Source organism: Stenotrophomonas sp. STEN030 (assembly GCF_056759995.1).
Window position 1 is genome coordinate 14,693 of sequence record NZ_JBRREB010000009.1, and the last position, 18,983, is coordinate 33,675.

An 18,983-nucleotide genomic window follows, 5' to 3' on the forward strand; every position below is an offset into this window, starting at 1 on the left:
ATGAAGAACACGATGCGCGTGCTGCTTGCCGCCTCGATGGTGCTGGCTGTAACCGCCTGCAAGAAAGAAGAAGCACCGGTAGTAGAAGCGCAGCAGGCGCTGGTCGCCCCGGCCAAGGATGACGACGCGGGTTGGAAGAAGTACCTGCAGGCGGTTGCCGTGCAGAACATGGGCAACATCACCGCCAGCCCGTTCCTGTACTACCTGCCGCCGGAATCGGATCCGGAGTTTGCTGCCAAGTACGACCGTCAGGCTGAGAGCGCTACCGGTGCCGTTGGCCGCGGCATCCAGCCGGGCAACATGCTGGCTTTCGGTTCGTCGGCTTCGGCCAAGATGGCCGACCTGATCGAGACCAGCTTCAAGGACGTGCAGGCTGATTCGATGAAGGGTGTGCGCGTGGTGTTCATCGGCGACGCCGCTGACAACGCCCGCGTGCAGACCATCGTCAAGCCGACCGGCGCCGACTACGTCTTCGTCGAAGCCAAGTGACGCACTGGCGCGGGGCCGCGTAGCGGCTCCGCCCTTGCCAGTGCGTCATCCCCGCGCAGGCGGGGGTCGCTTTGGCTCTGCTGCGGCTCTGGTTTGAGCCACAGCAGACCTGCCCAATCTGGAGGTTGCCAAATGGCAGCATCCTCACGGGCAGAACGGTGTGGGGCGGCGGCATTGCCGTCACCCCAACCCCGGCAAAACCAGTATCCGGTAAGCTTGCTGTCGGCGCTGCCCTTGGCAGGCCATGAACAGCAGGACCGATGAACCGGCAGGCGCCGGTTGCAAGCCCCGCTCCGACGGGAACACCGCAACAATGTCTTTGAAAATCAACGAGCTCTGCGTCAACTGCGACGTCTGTGAGCCGGCCTGTCCCAACCAGGCCATCGCAATGGGCGAGACGATCTACGTGATCGATCCGGCCCGTTGCACCGAATGTGTCGGTCATTTCGATGAGCCGCAATGCGTGGTGGTGTGCCCGGTCGAATGCATCGACCCGGACCCGGAAATCGTCGAAACCGAAGATCAGCTGCTGGCCAAACTGGCCGGTCTGCAACGCGATCACCCTGAGTTTTACCAATCGGAGAATCCAACGGCATGAAACTCGTTGCCCGTTCCCTGCTGCTGTTCGCACTGGTGTTGTCACCGGTTGCGTGGGCGGCCGATACCGCACCGGCCCGCGCCGCACACCCCGATGGCGCGGCAATTGCCAGCGGCCATTCGCTGGCGACCCAGGCCGGTATGGAAATCCTTGGCAAGGGCGGTAACGCGTTCGATGCCGCGGTGGCCGTGTCCTCCACCCTGGCCGTGGTCGAGCCGATCAGCTCGGGCCTGGGTGGTGGTGGCTTCTTCCTGCTGCACGACGCCAAGACCGGCAAGGACGTGATGCTGGATGCGCGCGAGACCTCGCCCGAGTCCGCAACGCCCGAGCAGTTCCTGGACAAGAACGGCAATCTGGACCGTGACCGCTCGGTCAATGGCCCGTGGTCGGCCGGTATCCCGGGCTTGCCGGCGGCGCTTGTGAAGCTGGCGCGTGAGCATGGCAAGTTGCCGCTGAGCGATTCGCTGGCACCGGCGATCCGCGTCGCCACCGAGGGCTTCCCGGTGTATGCACGCATGGCCCGCGGCTACGCCAGCCGCCGCGAAGTAATGGACCGCTACCCGGGTACCCGTGAGGTCTACCTGCGCAACGGCAAGCCGATTGCCGAGGGCGACATCTTCAAACAGCCGGAGCTGGCGCATACGCTGCAGCTGCTGGCTGCCAACGGCTTTGATGGCTTCTATCGCGGCGAGACCGGGCGCAAGCTGCTGGCCGGCGTGAAGCAGGCCGGCGGTCGCTGGACTGCCGAGGAACTGGCCGGTTACACGGTCAAGACCCGTGAGCCGATCGTGTTCAATTACCGTGGCTGGAAGATCACCACCGCCTCGCCGCCGTCCTCCGGTGGCATCGCGCTGGCCTCGATGCTGCAGATCCTCGAACCCTGGGATCTGAACAAGATGGATCAGGCGCACAGCACCCACCTGGTGGTGGAAGCGATGCGTCGTGCCTATCGCGACCGTACCTTCTTCCTCGGCGATCCCGACTTTGTCGATATTCCGCAGAAGGTGCTGACCAGCCGCGATTATGCGCAGGGCCTGCGTGCCACCATCCACCCGGAAAAGGCCACGCCCAGCGACCTGCTGTCGGGCAACCCGACGCCGCTGGAAGATGATGAGACTACCCATTTCTCGATCATCGACAGCGAAGGCAACCGCGTTGGCGGTACCCAGACGGTGAACCTGCTGTACGGCTCGGGTCTGATCCCGGCCGGCACCGGTGTGCTGCTGAACAACGAGATGGACGACTTCGCGCTGAAGCCGGGTACGCCCAATGCCTTCGGTGTGATGGGTTATGCGGCCAACGCGCCGGCCAAGGGCAAGCGCATGCTCAGCTCGATGACGCCGACCTTCATGGAAAACGACGACAAGGTCGTGGTGATTGGCACGCCCGGTGGAAGCCGCATCATCACCATGGTCCTGCTCGGCATCCTCGGCTATGACGCCGGGCTGGACGCACAGCAGGTAGCCGCCTTGCCGCGCTATCACCACCAGTGGTTGCCGGATGAGATTTCGGCTGAGACCGGCGCGTTCTCGCCGGAAGTCGCCAAACAGCTGCAGGCGATGGGTCACAAGGTTGAACTGCCTGGTGATGCAGCCGAAGGCGGCCGCGGTTCCAGCCACGTCTGGGGCAACCTGCAGACGGTGGAGTGGGACAGACGCAGCAATGTACTCAGTGGCGGCAGCGATCCGCGTAACCCGGTAGGTAGTGCCGCGGTCCGCAAGTCGGGAAAGGCCGACTGAGCTAAACAGCAAACCCCGTTTCGGCGGGAATGCTGTTCACTTGAACGCTTGAGTCCCCCAGAATCCGATGCCAGTTGCTGGCATCGGATTTTTTGTGGGAGCGGCGTCAGCCGCGAAGCAGGTAAATCATCAGTTGGTACAGTTGCCAACTGCTTAAGCGGCGTCAGCTTCGCGGCTGACGCCGCTCCCACAGTGTAACGCCAGCTCACGCCGCCCCAGTACTGAAGCTATTGGCAACCGCCGGCTTCAACAAAACCGCGCGCAACACTGCGTTCCCTATCCATGCCGTTCCCCGTCAATTATCCGCCAGCAGATCCTTGCGAATATTTAACGCGCAGCGGGTAGAATTTTTCATATGAAACTATGGTCGATTCGCGGTAACTCGCAAAAACTCGATGGCGGCGCAATGTTCGGCAATGCACCCAAGGCGTTGTGGGAGCGATGGGCGCCGGCCGATGAATCCAATCGTATTGAATTGGCCTGCCGCGCCTTGCTGGCCAGCCCGCTGGGCGGCAAGACCGTGTTGTTCGAAACCGGCATCGGTGCGTTCTTCGAGCCCAAGCTGCGCGAGCGCTATGGTGTGCAGGAGCCGCGTCATGTGTTGATCGACTCACTGCGTGAAGCGGGCTTCGAGCATGAAGACATCGACGTGGTCGTGCTCAGTCACCTGCATTTCGATCACGCAGGCGGTTTGCTGGCACCGTGGTCGGAAGGGCGTGAGCCGGAGCTGTTGTTCCCCAACGCGACCTTCGTGATTGGTGCCGAGCACTGGGAACGGGCCAAGCATCCGCATCCGCGTGATCGGGCCAGTTTCATTCCCGAGTTGACTGGATTGCTGGAAGCCAGTGGGCGCCTGGAAATCGTCAGCGGTGCCTATTCGAAAGCCTTGGGCGAGTCGGTACGTTTCAGCTTCAGCGACGGCCATACGCCAGGCTTGATGTTGGCCGAGATCGTCGGTCCTGAGCGTGTCAACGGCCAGCCGCGTGGTGGCGTGGTGTTCTGCGCCGATCTGATCCCCGGCCGCTCCTGGGTGCACGTGCCGATCACCATGGGTTACGACCGCAATGCCGAGTTGCTGATCGACGAGAAGCGTGCCTTCCTGGAAGACAAGCTGGCGCGGAATGTGCACCTGTTTTTCACCCACGATCCGCAATGCGCGATGGCGCAGGTGGTGCGTGATGAAAAGGGACGCTTTGCCACCGCCCATGAAGTGGGTGAGTTGAAGGCGCGTTCGCTGGCTGCCTGAGCCTGGCAGTCAATCTGAGTCGTGATCGAAAAGAGCGGAACCGCGAGGTTCCGCTCTTCTCATGCGTTGCGTCGACTTGTAGGTGGTGCCTTTCGTGCTCTTGCTCTTGGCCGAATAATCGGTCGTGTGCTGATGTCAGGGGACGAGTAGTTATGGTCGCGGCGCTCGCGGTGAGGAGTGATTGCCAGCGGCAGGTGGGCGAACAGGGCGGTAAACAGCCTGGTTTCCGGGTGCGGGCGCCTGCCTGCGTCGGGAATGGATCTCCGTCAAACGGCGATGAAATTCGATCATTGCTGGGCGTCAGGGTGCTGCTGCCGATGGCTTCCATGCTGACCTTCGTCCCTGCAGAAACTGACTTCCGGCACTGAATCTGGCTGGTACCAGCGGCGACAGTTGTCCCATCAATTTCTGCAGAGATATCGCCTTGAAATGTCCTTCCTTGTTACGCCGTGCGATGCTTGCCTGCGTCATGTTGCTGGCGCCGGCGATGGCGGCAGTTGCCGCGCCGACCGAAGTTGTCCCACTGCAGGCTCGCCCTGATCGCGCCACCACTATGGCGATATGGGCGCCTGCACAGGTGCGCGGGGTGGTGCTGTTTTCCTCGGGGCATGGCGCCTGGCCGGAGCGTTACGAGCGGCTGATGCAGTCCTGGTCGGAGGCCGGCTTCGTCGTTCTGGCTCCCCTGCACGTGGATTCGGTGAAGTATCCGGAGCGGGAAAAGTTCTCTCTAGAGCAGGGTTTGGGCGAACGTTTCGCCGACATGCACGCGGCCAGTGCTTATGCCGCCGCACATTGGCCGGGGCTGCCGGTAGCTACGGCGGGGCACAGCCTGGGGACCTTGATTTCGACCGCGCTCGGCGGCGCGCTGTCGCAGCTGGGACCGCTGCGCGACCCATCGGTGGTCGCGGTGCTGGGTTACTCCTCACCGGGCAGGATTCCGGGTCTGATCGGAGCGGAGTCGTATGCAACGCTGGCGGTGCCGCTGCTGCTTGTTACTGGCGACGAGGACCGGGTGCCGGGCTTCGTCGTGGATCCGGCCGATCACCTCTATGCGGTCGAGACAGCGCCCGCAGGTGGAAAGACAGCGGTGGTGCTTGCCAGTGGTGATCACAATCTGATCGGCGGAGAGCCGGAGCAGCTGTTTGAAAGAGCCCGGCAACTCGGGACCGCGTTCCTGCAGGCCGAGTTGCTTGGAAGCGAGCCGGCGCGTGGCGTACTGGCCGCTCCGCCAGCGTCGGGTGAGTACTGGCTGCGGCGATGAAGCTGGCGTGGCTGCCGGCAGCTGCCCGCAGCCACGTGATGCGCGGACTGGCTTCAGCCAACCCGGGTGCCGAAAATGCGGTCGCCGGCATCGCCCAGGCCCGGCAGGATGTAGCCCTTCTCGTTGAGGCGCTCGTCGATGGCGGCGGTATACACCTCAACGTCCGGATGCACGGCTTCCAGTGCCCTCAGGCCTTCCGGTGCGGCGACCAGGAAGATGCCCTTGATACGGCGGGCACCGGCCCGCTTGAGCATGTCGATGGTGGCGATCAAGGTGCCGCCGGTTGCCAGCATCGGGTCCAGGATCAACGCGTCGCGCTCTTCCAGCCGGCCGGTCAGGCGTTCGAAGTAGGGCACCGGCTGCAGGGTCTCCTCGTCGCGCTGCAGGCCAACCACGCTCACGCGCGCAGCCGGGATCAGCGACAGCACGCCGGTCAGCATGCCCAGGCCCGCGCGCAGGATCGGCACCACGGTGATCTTGGCACCAGCGATGCGCTGCACCTGCACCGGGCCAGCCCAGCCAGGCATGGTGTGGCTCTCGGTTTCGAGATTGGCGGTGGCCTCGTAGGCCAGCAGGGTGCCCAGCTCATTGACCACTTCGCGGAAATCCTTGGTGCTCATCGATGCATCGCGGAGCAGGCCGATCTTGTGTTGGACCAGGGGGTGGCGGACTTCGACGATTTTCATGGGCGTGATCAAACAGGAGGAGAAGAATTGTCATTTTAGCGCCTCTGCGCTCGCGGCTCCTGAGCGGCAGGGGCACGGTGCGACAGCCGCCATATCCGGCCAATGCAGCTTGACCTGGCCGGCAAGACCGGGGTGCGCCTGTCGGACGACTACGTCCAAATGGCTTTCGCGCTCGACAATGGTCGGTGCATGGCGTCATGCAGATGGTGATTTCTGCAGTTTGGCGGAGGCTGGTTTCGTTGCCCGCTGGCGGAGGTCACTACGGCAAGGATCAGCACCGCCGGGGCAGGCCACTTCCGCTCAGGGCATCGGCGGCGCAAGGGCTTTAGCAGTCGTGCTGTAACCTTGGCGCAACGGACTGACATATTCCCGCCTTGTCACTGTAACTGTCGCGTAACTGAACGGACATACCTTGCACACCCATCCTTTACACAGATTGGGGGCGGTAGTGCGCAAGAGCGTCTTGGTGGTGGCGGTGACGACCGCGGTGGCCTGTATGGCTGTCGCGCCTGCATATGCACAACAGGCCACGGCCGACGGCACGACCACGCTCGCCAGCGGTGCAGCGGCCGCTATCGATCTGGAGCGCATTGAAGTGCGTGCGCAGCGCGAAGCGCAGATACGCGCCGTTGAACTCAAACGCGACGCCAATGGTGTGCAGGACGCGGTTGCCTCCGACTCGATGGGCGACTATCCGGACATGAATGTCGCCGAGTCGCTGCAGCGGCTGCCCGGTGTCAGCGTTACCCGCGATCAGGGCGAGGGCCGCTTCGTGGTGATCCGCGGTCTTGATGCGGCCTTGAACAGCGTCAGCATCGACGGTATTGCCATCGGCACACCGGAGGACTCCTCACGCGCAGCACCGCTGGACGTGATTCCGTCCGAGTCCACCGAGCGCCTGCGGGTAATCAAGTCGGCCACGCCGGATATGCCGGGTGATGCCATCGGTGGCGCAGTGGTTGTGGAATCGGCATCGGCGTTCGACCGTGATGGCCGTTCCTTGAAGGGCAAGCTGGAAGGCAGCCACCAGGAGCTGTCGGGTGAGACCAGCCCGAAGGCCGCCTTCAATTACAGCGAAGTGTTTGCGGAAACCTTCGGTGTGGCGCTGGGCGTGAACTACCAGAAGCGCACGTTTGAATCCGACAACACCGAAGTGGAATACGGCGAGTTCGATGGCGGCGCTGAGGACGATCTGGTTGCGGTCGAGGTGCAGCGTCGCAAATACACGATTGAGCGTGAACGCACGGGTGCAAACTTGAACTTCGATTGGCGTCCGGATGACGACAATCGGTACTACCTGCGCACCTTGTACAGCCAGTTCGACGATGCTGAAACGCGGCAGCGCACGATCTTTGGCTTTGGTGATGCGGACTCGATCACCGCCCTGGGTGGCGGTCGCTATCAGGTGGACGATCTGCCGGCGAAAGCCATCAGCAAGCGCATGCGTTACCGCACCAAGGAAGAGAACACCTTGGCCCTCAGCTTCGGTGGTGAGAACCGCCTGAGCGGCGCCGTACTGGATTACAAGCTGGGCTACACCAAGACCCGCGAGCGCGTGAATGATGAAATGGAAGCGCGCTTCAACTATGCCGGTGGCGATATGTCGGCCACTCTCAACCAGAACAGCGGCATCCCCGGCATCAGCCTGAGTGACAGTGGCTGGATGGACAACGGCAACTATGTCTTCGACCGCGTGGTGCTCTCGCCCAAGCAGATCGACGACAGCGAACGCAGCGCGCAGCTCAACATCCGCTTCGATGGTGACAAGGCCAGCTACAAGTTCGGCGTGCTGGGCCGTTGGCGCGAGCGCGATGTCAATGTGGATGAGGTCGAGTTGAAGACCGGCCCGGCGGTCGATCTGTCCAGCTGGAATGGCAAGACGCTGGATCATCGCGGTGGCAGCCTCGGCCAAGGCATGAGCTCGGCGGCGATGCGTGCCTGGTGGGCGGCCAACGGCAGCAAGTACAGCGCCAAGTCCGGTGACGTTGCCGGCAACAAGATGACCTCGCTGGAAGAGGACTACGTCGCCAGTGAAGACATCCTCTCGGCCTATGCAATGGGCACCTGGGACATCGGCGCGCTGCGCGTGATCGGCGGCGTGCGTGTCGAGAACACTCAGTTCAATGCAACGGGCAACGACGTGGATATCGCCAGCGACGGCAAGACCGTTGTGGTGACACCGCGTATCGCCAACAACAGCTATACCAGCGTGCTGCCGGGTCTGCATCTGCGCTACGACACCAACAATGATTGGGTGCTGCGTGGCTCGGTCAACAAGACCGTGGCGCGTCCATCGTTCGGTGACGTCTCGCCGCGTTTGGCTGTGAACCGCGACGACAAGGAAGCGCGTATCGGCAATCCGAATCTGGACCCGTACGAGTCGACCAATCTGGATTTCTCGTTCGAGCGTTACCTGGGCGATAGCGGCATCGTCTCGCTGGGCCTGTTCCACAAGTCCATCGATGGCTACATCGTACAGGTCGAGAGCAAGACCGATCCCGAGTATCCGGGCTTTGACGTGACCCGCTCGATCAATGGCGACAAGGCCAAGGTCTTCGGCGCCGAGTTCAACTGGCAGCAGCAGCTGAGCTTCCTGCCGGGTGCATGGTCCGGCTTGCTGGTCGGTGCCAGCGGCACCTGGCTGGATACCGATTTTGATCCGGGTATCGCTGATCGTGAGAACGATGACTTCAACCTGCCGCGTGCCTCCAAGAACATCTACAGCGCGCACATCGGTTACGAGTGGGGCGGCCTGAGTACGCGGCTGGCTGGCGTCTATCGCAGTGAGTACCTGGATACCATCGGCGACAGCCGCGCCTTTGATATCTATGTCGCGCCGCATACCCAGCTCGACTTCAGTTTCGACTACAAGGTAAGCAAGAACGTGAGTCTGTATCTGGAAGCCTCCAATCTGCTGGATGAGCCGCTGGAGCTGTATCAGGGCATCTCCTCGCGCACCCTGCAGAACGAGGAATACGGCCGCACCTACGCGATCGGCGTGAAGGTGGCACTGTGAGGGCCGCGCTGCTCGCCAGTGCCGTTGCCTTGGTGCTGAGTGCCTGCCAGCCAGCGCCGAAGTCCACCACGCCGCCTACCGCTGCCGATCTTGCCGAAGGTGCAACCGCCGCGGCGTCCACGCTGGTTGCCGAAGCCTTCCTGACGCCGATGACGCCGGCTGACAACATCGATTCACCCGCCAGCTGGCGCGGTGCCGATGGCCGGCTGTGGCTGATCGCCACCGCCAAGGCCACCGACAAGCTGGTGGTATACGACGGCCAGAGCGGCAAGCATCTGCGTGACGTCGGCAGCACTGGCACCGCGTTGGGTCAGTTCGACCGACCCAATGGCATCGCCGTGCAGGACGACCTGGTCTTCATCGTTGAACGCGACAACCACCGCGTGCAGGTGCTGCAGCTGCCGGACTTCAAGCCGCTGGGTGTGTTTGCCGGCAATGATCTGCGCAAGCCTTATGGTTTGTGGGTGAACCCGGTGCAGGGCGGTTACGACCTGTATGTCACCGACTCCTACGACGATGGTGAAGATGCGGCTGGCAACGACATCCTGCCGGCGCTGGAGCGTTTGAACGAACGTGTGCGTCGCTATCACGTCACGGTTGATGGTGGCACTGTGCAGGCCAAGCTGGTGCGCAGCATCGGCGACAGCTCGCCCAAGGGCGCGCTGCGTGTGGTCGAGTCGATCTGGGGCGATCCGGCCAACGACCGTCTGCTGATCGCCGAAGAAGACGAAACCTATGCCAGCGAGTTCAAGGTCTACAACCTTGCCGGTGACTTCAGTGGCGAGACCTTTGGTCGCGGCCTGTTCAAGGCGCAGGCCGAAGGTGTGATGCTGCGGACCTGTGGTGATGGCGGCTGGTGGATCACCACCGAGCAGGGCAAGCAGCGCAGCACTTTCCATCTGTTTGATCGTAAGACACTGGCGCCGGTGGGCTCGTTCCACGGCAATACGGTGGCCAATACCGACGGCATCTGGAACAGCCAGCAGGTGTCGGCGCGTTTCCCGCAGGGCGCGTTGTATGCGGTGCATGACGATCAGGGTGTGGTGGCCTTCGATTGGCGTGATATCGCCAAGGCGCTGTCGCTGCCGCAGGATTGTGACAAGTGAGGGGGCAGGTGCGTTTACGCCAGCGGCTGCCGTTGCTGGCTCTGATCAGTGCAGCGCTGATGGGCGCAGCTGGAGCGGTGGGGGCCGCTCCAGCTGCTGAGCCCAATACGCAGGTACCGACGGGGAGCCGGCATTACGCGGCCAGTGGCTTTCCTGACCGCATCGTCGCGTCGCCAGCGCAGGATGCCAGCAGCGGTTTCGCGGTGGCGTGGCGTACCGCGCCGCTGGCACAGCCGGCGCTGCTGGAAATCACCGCGGCTGGCGACTCGCCGGACATGGGCCAGGTGCGGCAGCTCAGTGCGAGCAGCCAGCTGCTGCAGACCGAGAACGGCAGTAGCCAGCATCATCGTGCGCTGATCGATGGTCTGCAGGCTGACACGCTGTATGCATACCGGGTGCGGGGGCAGGGCACCTGGAGTGCATGGCAGCACTTCCGTACGGCCGCTGCCGCCGGTCAGCCGCTGACCGTGCTGTATTTCGGTGATACCCAGAACAAGAACCTCAGCCATGTAAGCCGGGTGATCCGGCAGGGCTGGCAGACTGCGCCGGATGCGCGGCTGACGCTGTTTGCTGGAGATCTGGTCAGTGGTGGTGATGGCGAGGACGATAACGAATGGGGCGAGTGGTTTGCCGCCGGTGGCTGGTTGCTGCCGGGCACGGCAGTCGCACCGGCCGCTGGTAACCATGAGTACTTCGAAGAGTTCGAGGACACGCCGCAGGAAAGGCGTGTGCTGGGCAAGCATTGGCCAGTTACCTTCGCGTTGCCGAACAATGGCGCGCCAGCTACTGCCAGTACAACCTATTGGTTCGACTATCAGGGCCTGCGCGTGGTGGTGGTGGATGGTACTTCGGCGCTGGATCTTGGTACCGCCAAGGCGCAGGCGAACTGGTTGGAGGGCGTGCTGGAAAGCAGCCGCCAGCCCTGGAACATCGTGGTCGTACACCAGCCGCTGTATCCGTTGCGCGCGGAGCGGGACAGCTCAGTGCTTGCCAGCGAGATCCGCCCTGTACTGCAGCGGCACAGGGTCGATCTGGTGCTGCAGGGCCACGATCACACCTATGGTCGCCGAGCCGATGCCGGTGCAGCGTTGCCGCAATACATCTCGTCCGTCGCCGGTCCCAAGCAGTACCGCCTGTCGCCGGAGGCTCGCGCGACGATGAAGCCGACTGCCGAGGACACCCAGTTGTTCCAGGTGCTGCGGCTGGACGACAAGGGTCTGCGTTACGAAGCGCGTACGGCAACCGGCCGTCTGTATGACGCCTTCCAGATCAACCGCAACGTCGATGGCGGCAAGCAGTTCAGTGAGGTCACCGAAGGGCGCATCCCGCAGCGTGATTGCCCGCGTGCAGTCTCGCCCAAAGGCCGCGACGACCGTTGCTGGGAGTGAGCAGATGAAGACGATGCAGGCAGTTCTATGCGGCATGGTGCTGGCGATCACTTCGCCGCTGGTGGCAGCGGCTGAGCTGTTGCATCCCTTCGCGTTGCCGCAGCCAGGCAATGCACCCGAGGAAGCGCTGCTGGTGGTGGAAATCCCCGCTGGCGGCGCGATCAAGTACGAACTCGGCGAGCATGGCGAACTGCGGGTGGATCGCTTCCTGTCGATGCCGGTGGCCTATCCGGCCAACTACGGTTCGATGCCGCAGACCTTGGCCGGCGACGGTGATCCCTTGGATGCGCTGGTGTTGACCCGCTTTCCGATCCAGCCGGGTGCGGTTGTGCGCTTTCGCCCGTTGGGCGTGTTGCGGATGGTCGACAAAGGCGAGGCCGACGAGAAAATCGTTGGCGTGCCGGTGGATGCAGTCGATCCAACTTATGCGAAGGTGCGTGCATTGGAGGATCTGCCTGCGGTGGATATCCAACGCATCGAAGCGTTCTTCCGGGTCTACAAACAGCTGCCCGGCGGCGTGGACATCCAGCTCAATGGCTGGGGCGATGCCGCCGAAGCCGAGCAGGTGATACGTCGGGCACTGGCTGGCTACCAGTAGGCCAAGCCTGCGCGTTGAGTATCGAACCGGTTTCACGGCTTCGTTGTTGGCTTCCTCCTATAATGAATGCGGATTCGTCCCGATAGGTCATCGCGAGTGTCGGTAAGGCTGGCGCCGCGATGACCGCACGTAGCAATGACGGCTCAGTCAGTGGCATTGGCTGGGCGATCACGGCGGGCTGCCGTTAACGGCAGGTGCCCAATCAAGGAGGGTGGTCATGCGCATTATGGGTAAGGCGTGGAACAAGCTGGCTGTAGCGGCCATGTTGCTTGCAGTAGCAGCGAGCGCGGCCGCCGCGCCGCCGTTGGAGGAGGAAGTCGTCAACCCCAGCGAAGTGCTGTTTGAGGGCGGCAAAGCCTATGCCGATGCCGGCGGTGGGCAGATGGAGCAGCTGCATAGCCGCAAGCAGGGCGGCGAGACAATCTATTACCGGCTGGTCCGCTACGACAACGAGAACGGTTACGTTGAAAACGACGGCGGGCAAGTGCTGGCACAGACTTTCCGTACCGAATCGAGTATCGGCCAAACGCCGTACCGCTATTACGGTGAAGGCCGGCTTTCGCGCCCGGACTTCTACAACAGCCCCTACAACCGTGATGCTCGCCAGCGTTACTCAGGGCCCGGTTACTTCGGCAGCTGCAGCCGCTATGACGGCTGCAAGGAAGTTCATATCGTGCCGCTGTGGCCGTATTACCGCGGCTACTGATACTTCAGATGCTTGATGCAAACAGGAACGGCGGCCTGCACGGCCGCCGTTCCTGTTTGACGCATGGCAGTGCGCTCAGGCACTGAGTGCTTCAACCACGCGCAGCTTCGGGTGCCCCTTCGAGCGCTGCTGATACTCCTGCTCGATATCGGCCAAACGCTTGGCGTTCGGGCACTGCAGCATCATGTAGTTGGCATCGAAGTTGAGCTTGGCGACCAGGAAGTCGATGAACGCGCGCACCTTGGGTGAGACCAGCCGGCCGCCGGCAAATACCGCATTGAAGTCGTAATCCGGGCCGGTCCAGCCGGGCAGAATCTGCCGCACCATGCCGGATTCGACAAAGGGCTTGGCCATCACATCGCTGCTGAGCATCAAGCCTTCACCGGCCACGAGAGCGGCGTTCAGCGCTGACGGGTCGTTTGCCACAAGTAGCGGGTTGACAGGAAACTCACGCATCTCGCCGCCATTTTCGGCCAACGTCCAAGTAAAGCGCTGAGTCTGTCCATGATGGGTCTTGCGGATCGCCAAGGTACGGTGGAACTGCAGCTCATCAGGGTGCTTGGGCTCACCGTGCACGGCGATATAGGCCGGGCTGGCGAATACCTGGGTGCGCAGACTGCCGAGCTTGCGGGCGATCAGGTTGGAGTCGGGCAGCGCGCCGACGCGCAGTGCAAGGTCCACTTCGCCGGAGATCAGGTCCAGGGTTTCATTGCCCAGATGCATGTCGACCCGGATCTCCGGGTATTCACTCTGGAACTGGCCCAGCAGCGGTGCAATCCAACAGGTGCCAATAGAGTACGGAACGGTGAAACGCAGCCAACCGCGCGGGCCGGACTGCAACTGGCTGACCGCGCTTTCGGCCTGATCCAGTTCACGGGCGATGCGTTGGCAGTGCTCGTAGTAGACCGTCCCGGCTTCGGTCAGGCCCAGGCGGCGCGTGGTCCGATGCAGCAGGCGCGCGCCCAGCCGGGTCTCCAACTCCTGCACCTTGCGGCTGACCGTGGTCTTGGGTTGGCCGAGCAATCGCGCAGCGGCAGTGAAACTGCCCTGTTCGACCACTTTGACGAAGATCAGGGTGTCGTTGAGATCGTTGGCCATGGGTAGGACTCTTGCGGCAGCGGAATTGTGCCGGCGACGGGATGATTATTCCCTTCAATCCGTACTAATCAAGTCTGGATTACAGGCCTATCTTGTACGCCTGTACCTAATCCGGACATGCCGTCATGCGCATGCGCTCCCCAATGGCCCTGTCAGCGCCACGCCGCGAACCAAGTTACCGCAATGCTTTGCCTTCAAGGATTGCCTGCAATCGATTGAATCCATTGCAGTTTGAGGCCTTGCTTGGCGACTTGCAGGTAAATGCACCGAGAGCGCCTTGGCGCGAGCGCGCTGCTTTGTTGCGACAGGCCCTGGGTAGCTTTGTCCCATTGGTGGTCCAAAAATTTCCGCGGACGGGACAGTGATCCTGCCGCAACCGGCGCGGTTCTGGCCGACCAAGGTCCAGCTGCGCAAATTGTCGCCTGACGGACTGCTGCCGCGGCGATGTCGAGCTCCGCTTTGTTTTCCCGTAATCCCCTGATCACCTCCCCCTTGGAGCACGAAATGAAAGGTATCTCCCCATCACCCACGCTGCGCCGCGTTGCCTTGGCAGGCATGTCGGCGCTGAGTCTGGCCGTCCTGGTCGCCTGCAGCGGCGGCCACGCGGAAAACGCCGCTCCGCCGGCACCCGAAGTCAGTGTTGCGCCGGTGCTGATCAAGCAGGTAGCGCAGTGGGACGAGTTCAGCGGTCGCATCGAGGCGGTGCAGAGCGTTGAGCTGCGTCCGCGCGTGTCTGGCTACATCGACAAGGTCAATTACGTCGAAGGCGAAGAGGTGAAGAAGGGTGATGTGCTGTTCACCATCGACGCACGCAGCTACCAGGCCGAGTTCAATCGTGCGCAAGCCGAATTGAACCGCGCACGTACCCAGGCTGGCCTGGCACGCAGCGAATCCGAGCGTGCGCGTCGCTTGGCCGAGCAACAGGCCATCGCTGCGGAAACCGCCGAGCAACGCCGCGCCAGTGCTGATCAGGCTGGTGCGCAGGTTCAGGCCGCGCAGGCGGCCTTGGATGCGGCGCGGCTGAACCTGGAGTTCACCAAGGTGCGTGCGCCGATTGATGGCCGCGCCGGACGCGCGATGGTCACCGCTGGCAATCTGGTCACCGCCGGTGATGCAGCCAGTGTGCTGACCACCCTGGTGTCGCTTGATACGGTGCACGTCTACTTCGACGCCGACGAGTCCACCTATCTGCGCTATGCGCAGATGGCCCGCAATGGTGAGCGTCCGAGTGAGCGCGATCAGGCCTTGCCAGTGAAGGTTGGCTTGAGCGGTGAGCAGGGCTATCCGCATGAAGGCAAGGTCGATTTCCTCGATAACCAGATCACCCGCAGCACCGGCACCATCCGCGTGCGTGCGCTGCTCGACAACGCCGGTCGCCAGTTCACTCCGGGCCTGTTTGCTCGCGTGCAGCTGTTGGGCAGTGGCCAGTTCCAGGCAGTACTTGTCGACGACAAGGCGGTGCTCACCGATCAGGACCGCAAGTACGTGTTCGTGCTGGACAAGGACAACAAGGCGCAGCGTCGTGATGTGCAGCTTGGTCGCAATGCCGAGGGCCTGCGCATCGTCGAACAGGGCCTGGCTGCTGGCGACAAGGTAATCGTCGACGGCGTGCAGAAAGTGTTCATGCCAGGCATGCCGGTGCAGGCCAAGCCGGTTGCGATGCAGCGCGTCGCGGCATCAGCCACCCAGGCCGTGAGCAGCATCAACTAAGCCGCCAACTACCTTTGCCGGCGTGGCTGCTGGCCGTGCGTGTCTGCTCCTGTTGGGGGCGGGCAGGGCGGCTGCAGCCTGACGCCAGCTTTTCCAAGGATTTCCCATGGATTTTTCCAGATTTTTCATCGACAGGCCGATCTTCGCGGCGGTGTTGTCGATCGTGATCTTCGCCGCTGGCCTGGTCAGTATTCCGTTCCTGCCGATTGGTGAGTACCCGGAAGTGGTGCCGCCGTCGGTGGTGGTGCGTACCGTGTACCCGGGCGCCAACCCCAAGGTGATTGCCGAAACGGTGGCTACGCCGCTGGAAGAAGCTATCAACGGCGTCGAGGGCATGATGTACCTCAAGTCGGTGGCCGGTTCCGATGGCGTGCTGCAGATGACCGTCACCTTCCGTCCGGGTACCGATCCCGACGAAGCGGCGGTGAAGGTGCAGAACCGTGTTGCGCAGGCGCAGGCGCGTTTGCCTGAGGACGTGCGGCGCCAGGGTGTGACCACCCAGAAGCAGTCGCCGACCTTCCTGATGGTCGTGCATCTCACCTCGCCCAAGGGCAACTACGACACCTTGTACCTGCGCAACTACGCACGTCTGCACGTCAAGGACGGGCTGGCGCGTATTCCGGGTGTTGGTGACGCGCAGATCTTCGGTGGCGGCGATTACGCCATGCGTGCCTGGCTGGATCCGGACAAGGTCGCCTCGCGCGGCTTGACCGCCAGCGACGTGGTGCGTGCCATGCGCGAGCAGAACGTGCAGGTATCGGCTGGCCAGCTCGGTGCCGAGCCGATGCCGAACAGCCAGTTCCTGACCCTGATCAACGCGCAGGGTCGCCTGCGCAGCGAGCAGGAGTTCGGCGACATCGTGCTCAAGAGCGGCACCGACGGCGAAGTGGTGCGGCTGTCGGATGTGGCGCGTATCGAACTGGGTGCCGGCGACTACACCTTGCGCTCGCAGCTGGATGGCAAGAATGCCGTTGGTATCGGCATCTTCCAGGCGCCGGGCGCCAATGCGTTGGAAATCCGTGATGCGGTTATCGGCCGCATGGACGAGCTGCAGAAGACCTTCCCGGCCGACGTGAAGTACGAGGCGGTGTACGACACCACCATCTTCGTGCGTGACTCGATCAAGGCCGTGGTGACCACACTGTTGGAAGCCATCGCCTTGGTGGTGCTGGTGGTGATCCTGTTCCTGCAGACCTGGCGTGCCTCGATCATTCCGTTGATCGCGGTGCCGGTGTCGATTGTGGGCACCTTTGCAGCGCTGTACATGTTGGGCTTCTCGATCAATACGCTGAGCCTGTTCGGTCTGGTGCTGGCGATCGGTATCGTGGTCGATGACGCGATCGTGGTGGTGGAGAACGTCGAGCGCAATATCGAAGAAGGCTTGTCGCCAACGGCGGCTGCGCATCAGGCAATGAAGGAGGTGTCCGGCCCGATCGTCGCGATTGCGTTGGTGCTGTGTGCGGTGTTCGTGCCGATGGCCTTCCTGTCCGGCGTTACCGGCCAGTTCTACAAGCAGTTCGCGGTGACGATTGCCATCTCCACGGTGATCTCGGCGATCAACTCGCTGACCCTGTCACCGGCGCTGGCTGCGCGTCTGCTCAAGCCGCATGGCGCCGCCAAGGATGCGCCGAGCCGTTTGATCGACAAGTTGTTCGGCTGGGTGTTCCGTCCGTTCAACCGCTTCTTCAAGACCAGCTCGGAGAAATACGAGCGTGGCGTATCGCGCATCCTCGGCCGTCGCGGCGCGGTGTTCGTTGTGTATGCCGTGCTGCTGGTGGGCACCGGGGTGATCTTCAAGCTGGTGCCGCCGGGCTTCATCCCGACCCAGGACAAGCTTTACCTGATCGCTGGTGTGAAGCTGCCGGAAGGCTCGTCGATTGCACGCACCGATGAAATGCTGCGCAAGGTTGCCAAGATTGCCCAGGAAACCGATGGCGTCGCCCACACCATCTCGTTCCCGGGTTTGAATGCACTGCAGTTCACCAATACGCCCAACACCGGCGTGGCCTTCATCCCGCTCAAGCCGTTCAACGAGCGCAAGGGGCGTACCGCAGCGCAGATCAATGCCGAGATCAACCAGAAGATCGCCGGGCTGCAGGAAGGTTTCGCCTTCGCGATGATGCCGCCGCCGATCCTTGGTCTGGGCAACGGCAACGGCTACCAGATGTTCATCGAGGACCGTGGCAATCTCGGCTATGGCGCCTTGCAGAACGCGGTACAGAGCATGCAGGGCGCCGTCGCACAGACGCCGGGCATGGCCTATCCGATCACCAGCTACCAGGCCAACGTGCCGCAGCTGGATGCGGAGGTCGACCGCGTGAAAGCCAAGGCGCAGGGCGTACAGCTGACCGAGTTGTTCGACACGCTGCAGACCTACCTGGGTTCGGCGTATGTCAACGACTTCAACCAGTTCGGCCGCACCTGGCAGGTGATCGCACAGGCCGATGGTCAGTTCCGTGACAGCGTGGAAGATATCGGCAAGCTGCGTACCCGCAATGATCGCGGCGAGATGGTGCCGATTGGCTCGATGGTGACCGTCAAGGAAACCTACGGTCCGGATCCGGTGCTGCGCTTCAATGGCTACCCGGCGGCTGATCTGGCCGGTGAAGCCGACCCGCGCATGCTGTCCTCGGCTGAGGCGATGAACAAGCTCACCGAGATTGCTGGGCAGGTATTGCCGGCCGGCATGGTCACCGAATGGACCGACCTGAGCTACCAGCAGGCGACCCAGGGCAAGGCTGCCTTCATCGTGTTCCCGGTGGCGATCCTGCTAGCGTTCCTGGTGCTGGCTGCGCTGTACGAGAGTTGGTCGCTGCCATTGGCGGTGATCCTGATCGTGCCGATGACCTTGCTGTCGGCATTGTTCGGGGTATGGCTCACCGGTGGTGATAACAACGTCTTCGTGCAGGTAGGCTTGGTGGTGCTGATGGGCTTGGCGTGTAAGAACGCGATTCTGATCGTCGAGTTCGCCCGCGAGTTGGAGATGGGTGGCAAGGGCATCGTTGAGGCCGCATTGGAAGCTTGCCGTCTGCGTCTGCGTCCGATCGTGATGACCTCCATCGCCTTCATCGCCGGCACGGTGCCGTTGGTGCTTTCGCACGGCGCCGGTGCCGAGGTGCGCTCGGTGACGGGTATCACCGTATTCGCTGGCATGTTGGGTGTGACCTTGTTCGGCCTGTTCCTGACCCCGGTGTTCTATGTGGCGCTGCGCAAGTTCGTGTCACGTAACGGTGGTGGCAAGCTGGTACAGCATGGCGAGCCGACCATCCACCATTGATGGCAGGTGTAACTCCATTGCGGGAGGCTGCAGATGTGTTGCCTCCCGCAAGTTCTTGCCACCTT

General features: G+C 62.6%; 14 protein-coding genes. 12 read left to right on the forward strand and 2 right to left on the reverse strand.

The window, feature by feature from the left end; all coding sequences use genetic code 11:
- The 5 genes from ACVOLR_RS04495 (at nucleotide 1) to ACVOLR_RS04515 (ending at nucleotide 5,333) form a co-directional block, all read left to right on the forward strand.
- Nucleotides 1–489 (forward strand): hypothetical protein, encoded by a 489-nt coding sequence (locus ACVOLR_RS04495; RefSeq protein ID WP_481513534.1) that lies wholly within the window; start codon nucleotides 1–3, stop codon nucleotides 487–489.
- A gap of 313 nt (nucleotides 490–802) precedes the next feature.
- Nucleotides 803–1,087, forward strand: a complete 285-nt coding sequence (locus ACVOLR_RS04500) for a YfhL family 4Fe-4S dicluster ferredoxin (protein WP_481510864.1) — start codon at nucleotides 803–805, stop codon at nucleotides 1,085–1,087.
- Nucleotides 1,084–2,826 carry a gamma-glutamyltransferase gene (gene ggt / locus ACVOLR_RS04505; RefSeq protein WP_481535368.1) on the forward strand — a complete coding sequence of 581 codons (1,743 nt, stop codon included), beginning with the start codon at nucleotides 1,084–1,086 and terminating at the stop codon, nucleotides 2,824–2,826. The genes ACVOLR_RS04500 and ggt overlap by 4 nt, the downstream gene beginning before the upstream one ends.
- 355 nt (nucleotides 2,827–3,181) lie before the next feature.
- Nucleotides 3,182–4,072: an MBL fold metallo-hydrolase gene (locus ACVOLR_RS04510; protein WP_481516222.1), complete on the forward strand. Its 891-nt coding sequence runs from the start codon at nucleotides 3,182–3,184 to the stop codon at nucleotides 4,070–4,072.
- Nucleotides 4,073–4,496: 424 nt separating this feature from the next.
- Nucleotides 4,497–5,333, forward strand: coding sequence for an alpha/beta hydrolase (locus tag ACVOLR_RS04515; RefSeq protein WP_481535369.1), 837 nt, complete (start codon nucleotides 4,497–4,499; stop codon nucleotides 5,331–5,333).
- Nucleotides 5,334–5,386: 53 nt separating this feature from the next.
- Here ACVOLR_RS04515 and upp read toward each other — a convergent pair whose 3' ends face one another.
- Nucleotides 5,387–6,019, reverse strand: coding sequence for a uracil phosphoribosyltransferase (upp, locus tag ACVOLR_RS04520; RefSeq protein ID WP_481535370.1), 633 nt, complete (start codon nucleotides 6,017–6,019; stop codon nucleotides 5,387–5,389).
- Between the two features lie 496 nt (nucleotides 6,020–6,515).
- On the opposite strand from upp, the gene ACVOLR_RS04525 reads away from it, so the two are divergent.
- The 5 genes from ACVOLR_RS04525 to ACVOLR_RS04545 all read left to right on the forward strand — a co-directional run bounded on the left by ACVOLR_RS04525 (nucleotide 6,516) and on the right by ACVOLR_RS04545 (nucleotide 12,833).
- Entirely contained in the window at nucleotides 6,516–9,035 is a 2,520-nt protein-coding gene (locus ACVOLR_RS04525) for a TonB-dependent receptor (RefSeq protein WP_481535460.1), read from the forward strand.
- Nucleotides 9,032–10,141, forward strand: a complete 1,110-nt coding sequence (locus tag ACVOLR_RS04530; RefSeq protein WP_481535371.1) for a phytase — start codon at nucleotides 9,032–9,034, stop codon at nucleotides 10,139–10,141. The genes ACVOLR_RS04525 and ACVOLR_RS04530 overlap by 4 nt, the downstream gene beginning before the upstream one ends.
- 59 nt (nucleotides 10,142–10,200) lie before the next feature.
- Entirely contained in the window at nucleotides 10,201–11,529 is a 1,329-nt protein-coding gene (locus tag ACVOLR_RS04535) for a purple acid phosphatase family protein (RefSeq protein ID WP_481535372.1), read from the forward strand.
- A 4-nt stretch (nucleotides 11,530–11,533) separates the two neighbouring features.
- Nucleotides 11,534–12,127, forward strand: coding sequence for an inorganic diphosphatase (locus ACVOLR_RS04540; RefSeq protein WP_481535373.1), 594 nt, complete (start codon nucleotides 11,534–11,536; stop codon nucleotides 12,125–12,127).
- A 226-nt stretch (nucleotides 12,128–12,353) separates the two neighbouring features.
- Nucleotides 12,354–12,833, forward strand: a complete 480-nt coding sequence (locus ACVOLR_RS04545; RefSeq protein WP_481535461.1) for a hypothetical protein — start codon at nucleotides 12,354–12,356, stop codon at nucleotides 12,831–12,833.
- A gap of 75 nt (nucleotides 12,834–12,908) precedes the next feature.
- Here the strand turns inward: ACVOLR_RS04545 and ACVOLR_RS04550 are convergent, their stop codons facing one another.
- On the reverse strand, nucleotides 12,909–13,931 hold the full coding sequence (locus ACVOLR_RS04550; RefSeq protein WP_481535374.1) for a LysR family transcriptional regulator: 1,023 nt from the start codon (nucleotides 13,929–13,931) through the stop codon (nucleotides 12,909–12,911).
- Between the two features lie 513 nt (nucleotides 13,932–14,444).
- Between ACVOLR_RS04550 and ACVOLR_RS04555 the strand changes: the two genes are divergently transcribed.
- Both ACVOLR_RS04555 and ACVOLR_RS04560 read left to right on the forward strand, forming a co-directional pair.
- Nucleotides 14,445–15,641 carry an efflux RND transporter periplasmic adaptor subunit gene (locus ACVOLR_RS04555; RefSeq protein WP_481535462.1) on the forward strand — a complete coding sequence of 399 codons (1,197 nt, stop codon included), beginning with the start codon at nucleotides 14,445–14,447 and terminating at the stop codon, nucleotides 15,639–15,641.
- A gap of 106 nt (nucleotides 15,642–15,747) precedes the next feature.
- Entirely contained in the window at nucleotides 15,748–18,918 is a 3,171-nt protein-coding gene (locus ACVOLR_RS04560) for an efflux RND transporter permease subunit (RefSeq protein WP_481535375.1), read from the forward strand.
- Nucleotides 18,919–18,983: the final 65 nt, after the last annotated feature.